The organism is uncultured Thomasclavelia sp. (genome assembly GCF_944324745.1).
Classification (GTDB): Bacteria; Bacillota_I; Bacilli_A; order Erysipelotrichales; family Coprobacillaceae; genus Thomasclavelia.
In genome coordinates, this window is the sequence record NZ_CALUXO010000100.1 from 1 (window position 1) to 5,337 (window position 5,337).

General features: G+C 44.9%; 5 protein-coding genes. All 5 read left to right on the forward strand.

What is annotated here, in order from left to right; translation table 11 throughout:
• The first annotated feature begins 132 nt into the window (after nt 1-132).
• A complete protein-coding gene (locus Q0K54_RS13710; RefSeq protein WP_294582084.1) occupies nt 133-1,887 on the forward strand; it encodes an ABC transporter ATP-binding protein in 1,755 nt (584 codons plus the stop codon).
• A gap of 22 nt (nt 1,888-1,909) precedes the next feature.
• Nucleotides 1,910-2,650: a tyrosine-protein phosphatase gene (locus Q0K54_RS13715; protein WP_294582085.1), complete on the forward strand. Its 741-nt coding sequence runs from the start codon at nt 1,910-1,912 to the stop codon at nt 2,648-2,650.
• A 13-nt stretch (nt 2,651-2,663) separates the two neighbouring features.
• On the forward strand, nt 2,664-3,476 hold the full coding sequence (locus Q0K54_RS13720) for a hypothetical protein (protein WP_294582086.1): 813 nt from the start codon (nt 2,664-2,666) through the stop codon (nt 3,474-3,476).
• Nucleotides 3,477-3,488: 12 nt separating this feature from the next.
• Nucleotides 3,489-4,859, forward strand: a complete 1,371-nt coding sequence (locus Q0K54_RS13725) for a polysaccharide biosynthesis tyrosine autokinase (protein WP_294582088.1) — start codon at nt 3,489-3,491, stop codon at nt 4,857-4,859.
• Between the two features lie 5 nt (nt 4,860-4,864).
• Nucleotides 4,865-5,337, forward strand: a 473-nt coding sequence (locus Q0K54_RS13730; protein WP_294582090.1) for a hypothetical protein, incomplete at its 3' end; no start/stop codon positions are given.

A 5,337-nucleotide genomic window follows, 5' to 3' on the forward strand; every position in this document is an offset into this window, starting at 1 on the left:
TCAGAAAAGGCAAGGAAATAAGACCGGGAGATCCCTGGTGGCTGTTTTTTGAAAAGATATGGATAAACATGATACCGCTAAGAAGGATAACGATAAAAGCATATGGTCTGATAAGAAGAAAAGGAGGTTGAAATGGAATCGATAAAGATATTAATCCAGAAGTTCAAAGATGGAAGCATCAAGGAGATGTGGGAAGAGATCAAATGGATGTTTTCATATGGGACTAAATATAAAAAGGAAATAGTGTTCTATACGCTGCTGGGAGTCTTTTCAACGGTGATGTCACTGGTAAGCAGCATAGCGAGCAAGGAACTGATCAATATAGTGACTGGGATCCAGACCAACAGGGCCCTGGAGATGGCAGTACTGATGGTATCGATGTCACTGTTTTCACTGCTTTTTTCACAGGCAATGTCAAGGATCACGCTGAAGATCAATATCCGGATCCAGAATGAGATCCAGGCCGATATCTTCGACAAGATCATCGAGGTCAACTGGCTGGATCTGTCAAGATATCATGGAGGGGATCTGCTGAATCGATTCACCAGCGATGTCGGGACAGTAGCGGGGAGTGCGATCGGCTGGGTACCGGATCTGATCGTCAATGCCTTCAATTTCATCGCGACATTATGTCTGATCCTGTACTATGATCCAACGATGCTGTTTCTGACACTGGCGAACGTACCACTGATGTTTCTGTCATCAAGAGTGATGATGAAAAGACTGAGAAAATTTGATATGAAGGTCAAGGAGATGAACAGCGAGATGATGGCCTTTGAGACAGAGACCTTCAGCAACATCGATTCGATCAAATCATTTTCACTGGTGCAGCTGTTCAGTGACCGGCTGAAAGGATTCCAGAAAAAATATAAAGATGTAAATCTGGAATATAACTGGTTTTCGATCAAATACAATACCCTGATATCGCTGTTAGGGATGGTAGTGAGCTTTACCTTCTATGGCTGGGCGGTATACCGGTTATGGAGCGGAGCGATCAACTATGGAGAGATGACACTGTTCCTGCAGCAATCAAGCAGGATGTCATCAGCGTTTTCAGCTCTGGTATCGATCATCCCGTCAACGATATCGGCAACGATATCAGCGAAACGACTGATGGAGATCATCTTTTTGCCAAAGGAACCATTGAACATCAAAACAAGCGAATATCTGGAAAGCATCCAGGAAGAAGGATTCTCACTGGAACTTGAGGATGTCTATTTTTCATATATCGAAGGAAAACAGGTACTGATGTCATCATCGATGAAGGCCGCACCAGGAGAGATAGTAGCGCTGGTAGGACCAAGCGGAGAAGGGAAGACGACGATGATCCGGATGTTTTTAGGACTGATCACGCCAAATCAGGGAAATGCCTATCTGATCGACCATGAAGGAAAGAGATACCATCTTGATGCATCGACCAGACCGCTGTTTGCCTATGTGCCACAGGGGAATACGATCTTTTCAGGGACGATAGCCGAGAATCTGCGGATGGTAAAGGAAGATGCCAGCGATGAAGAAGTGATCGAAGCCTTGAAATCGGCATGTGCCTATGAGTTCGTATCAAGACTAGAAGGAGGGATCAATGCTAAGATCGGAGCCAGAGGTCAGGGACTGTCAGAAGGACAGTGCCAGAGGATAGCGATAGCCAGAGCACTGCTGAGAGATGCACCGATACTGCTTTTAGATGAGGCCACGAGTGCTCTGGATGTAACGACCGAAAGGAAGGTACTGAACAATATCATCGTCAATCATCCAAACAAGACCTGCATAGTAACGACCCATCGGCCAAGCGTGCTGAACATGTGTCAGCGGGTCTATCGGGTAATGGATACGAAGCTGACGGTACTGAGCGAAGAGGAGTCAGCGAAGATGGCGATGGATTTTTAACACGTAAGGAGGAAAAGGAAAGATGATAGATATCCACAGTCATATACTGCCGATGGTAGATGATGGAAGCCGGACGATCGAGATGTCACTCAAGATGCTTGATGAAGCATATCGTGATGGAACCGATGAACTGGTGCTGACACCACATCTGGCCTATCCATATGGATTCATCAATCCAGCTGAAAAGATAAAAGGTCTGTTTGAAGACTTCAGGGAAATAGTAAAAGAAGCAGGGATACCGGTAAAACTGTATCTGGGCTGTGAATATCTGTATAGAGACAGGGACAGCTTTGAAGAGGAACTGGAAGAGATAACGACGCTCAATGATACGAGATATCTGCTGATGGAGTTTTATTTCAATGTCGAAGGTCAGACGATCAAAGAAGCAGCCGAAACGGTAATGAAACATCAGCTGATACCGGTAATCGCTCATCCGGAAAGATATGAAGCGATCCAGATATCAGATCATCTGGCTAAAGATATCATCGATATGGGAGGAATGCTGCAGATGAACAAAGGCAGCATTTCAGGAAAATATGGAAGGATGGCCCGGGATACGATCTATGAATTATTGGACCATGATCTGATCACATTTATCGGAAGCGACGGACATGATCCATCAAGAAGGAATGCCAGGATGTATCAGGACTACCGGATCATCAGCGAGCTGTATGGAAATAAGCGAGCCAACAGGATCTTCAAAGAAAATCCCAGAAGAATGCTGCAGAATATCGACCTAACAAAGAAAGAAATAATGATATAAGGGGGCAAGAGAAATGAGGAAAAATCTGAAATATATCATCCTGTCAATACTGATCATCATAGCATATATCGGCTTTGTCTATATATCGAGCCAGGAAGAGACGGTAGGGAACTATCCGGAACTTAATGTGCCGGAGACACCATTGACCGTCAGTGTCAGCGATGATCAAAGCGTCCTGCTGAATGATGTCAGTGCCAGCGACAGTGAAGATGGAGATCTGAGCCAGCAGGTGTTCATCGAAAGCATCTCGACCTTTCAGGAAGATCAGACCAGAACGATAACCTATGGGGTCTTCGACAGCGATGACAATCTGACAAGAAAGACACGACAGCTAAGCTACAGCGACTATCAGGCACCACAGATCACATTGACCAGACCGCTGTATTTTCAGTATCTGGAATCCAATGATTCACTGAAGGACTATGTCAGTGCCAGCAGCGTGGTCGATGGAGATATCACATCGAAGATATCGATCGACAATGTCGAATATACCAGTGACAATGATCTGATAGCGACATTTTCGGTAAGCGACAGCTGCGGGATGACAACGACACTGAGGCTGACAGGGACATATCTGAATACGGTCAGCAACATCCAGATCAACCTGACGGAATATCTGATCCGGGTACCGGTAGGAACGCAGATCAGACCGATGAACTATGTAAGTGATGTGACGTTTGCGGGAGTAGTGGACAATGATCTGGAAGATGAGATCGAAGTAACCAGCAGCTATGATGGAAATACACCAGGGACATATGAGATCATCTATCGGATAACGCAGGGAGCCGATACGGGATATACGAAGCTGGTAGTAATAGTGGAATAGGAGGACAGAGGAATGGACAGTAAGAATGCAAACAGCGAGATGCTGGTGAAGATAGAATGTGTCATAGCGACGCTGCTGAAAAGGATCGGGCCGATAGTGCTTTTGGTGCTGATATGCGGAGCAGGATTTGATGTGTTCCGGACCTTTACCTATGAACCACAGTATATGACCAGCATGCAGGCGGCACTGGTGCTGGAGGAAAATACCTACAGCAATCTGAGCAATGCCCAGGCCTATGTAACGACACTGGACTATATCTTCAATGGACAGGTGGTCAAGGACTATGTCATCGAAAAGATGGGAGCAGAAGATGTCAGCTATACCTGCAATATCACCAGTCAGAATGGAACGAATATCGTCAATATATCAGTAAGGGCACCGACCAGAAGAGAATCATACTATGCACTCAAGTATTTAAGCGAATGGTATGTCAATAATGCAGGTGAATATCATCTTTCATATGAGATGGATGTACTGCAGGATGCGATGATGAATGACAGTCCGGTCAATGTCAATGGGCATATGACCAATTTCAGAAACGGGGCGCTGATCGGTCTTTTATTTGTAGTTATCTATGCTTTCATAATATATCTGAGACCGACGATCAAGAGCGCAGCGGATATCGAAAGATCGCTGGATGGAAGACTGTTTGCAAGGATCCCGAAGGAAAGAAAAGGGATGTTCAGACATGGAAAGAAAGCGATACTGATAAGTTCGCTGAAGACCAGCTTTGCCTATAAGGAAGCAATCAAGAAGTTGAGAAACCGGATCGAAAGTTCAGGAGAGAAGCATGGATATAAGACCTTCATGATCACCAGTTCCGTAGAAAATGAAGGGAAGTCATCGATCGCCGCCAATCTGGCCCTGTCACTGGCCAAGAATGATAAGAAGGTACTGATAATCGATGGGGATCTGAGAAAACCATCACTGCATAAGATCTTTGATCTGAAGACCGACAGATCGATCAACAACTATCTAAATGGACAGAGCGACTGGCAAAGCCAGGTGGAATATCTGGACCGTCATGAACTGTTCGTGTTATGTGCGATCCAGGATCTTGGTAACAGTGAAGACCTTATCCAAAATGGAATGGAAAAGCTGATCAGAGAAGCCAGAGAAGAATTTGATTATGTGATCATCGATACATCACCGGCCTTAGGGATCAATGAACCGCTGATCATCAATGAATGGGTAGATGCATCGATACTGGTGGTCAAACAGAATGAAGCACCGGTAACGGTGATCAATGAAACGATAACGAGACTGGTACTGGCGAAGAACAATCTGATCGGATGTATCTACAATGCCGGGGTCATGGATCTGACAAGGAACCGGAAGATCTATGGCTACAGATACGGATATAACCGTTATGACAGGAGGTAGAGATGATGAATGACAACAATGAAGCAAAGATCGATCTGACGAAATATTTTGATTATTTCTATCGGACGGTGATGAAACATAAAAAGCTGTTCATCGTGATCATCGTGGTGATGATGGCAGTATTTGAGATCAGAGAATTTTTCTTTTTTGATACGACATACAGTTCTGAAGCAGTATTCGTGGTGCATACCCAGGATCAGGACAATATCTTTGCCACGAGCGATGACAATGATGATATGTTCACGACCTTCAATGGACTGATGACGGGGAGCATGATGCGTCAGATAATCCAGGAAGGACTGGGGATATCATTAGACAATGTCAATATATCGCTGACCAAGATAACGGATACCAATCTGGTCAATCTGAAGGTAACGGCAGCCGATGGGGAGACGGCATATCATGTGGCCAACTGTATTTTAAACAACTATACCCAGGTTACCAATTTAGTCATGAGCGATGTCCAGATATCGCTGTT